Source organism: Nosocomiicoccus sp. HMSC059G07 (assembly GCF_001815515.1).
Lineage (GTDB): Bacteria > Bacillota > Bacilli > Staphylococcales > Salinicoccaceae > Nosocomiicoccus > Nosocomiicoccus ampullae_A.
In genome coordinates, this window is sequence record NZ_KV820826.1 from 1 (window position 1) to 507 (window position 507).

A 507-nucleotide genomic window follows, 5' to 3' on the forward strand; every position below is an offset into this window, starting at 1 on the left:
GTAAACTCTGTGAGAAAACATATAGCTATTTCTATTCTCTCTTTGAATCAGATTCTTTTTTTGAATTAGATCATTTAATATTACTTGTACAGATTGATGACTCACTTGGGCAACCTCTGCTGCTTGAGATAGTGATATTTTCTTATTATTCTTTATATATTTCAGTATACATATCTCCTGAACTGAAAATGAACTATGCTTTTCTTCCTCTTTTGTAATAAATTTTAAAAACTCAATATCTTCCATGACGCTACGAAGAATGAGTTGAACAGAATTACTATAGAGTGTATAGTCAGGCGCTGATTTTCCTAGTGCCAACATATCTTTAAAAATAATATCTACACCTTGACCAGACCTTTGAACATACTTTAACTTTTGAAAAGTTTCCGCAATTAACTTGTTTCTAGGTGTAGAGGGATGACTTATAATATTTTTATTATTAATCCCCTCAGGAAATGACCCTGGGTTTTCAATATGTATTTCCTCAGGGTAAAATTTAATAATAAT

Annotated in this window: 1 protein-coding gene; it reads right to left on the reverse strand. The window is 30.6% G+C overall.

Annotated elements, in window-relative coordinates; genetic code table 11:
- The coding region (locus tag HMPREF3029_RS04935) for an ATP-binding protein (RefSeq protein ID WP_210400778.1) at positions 1-507 on the reverse strand (507 nt) is incomplete at both ends.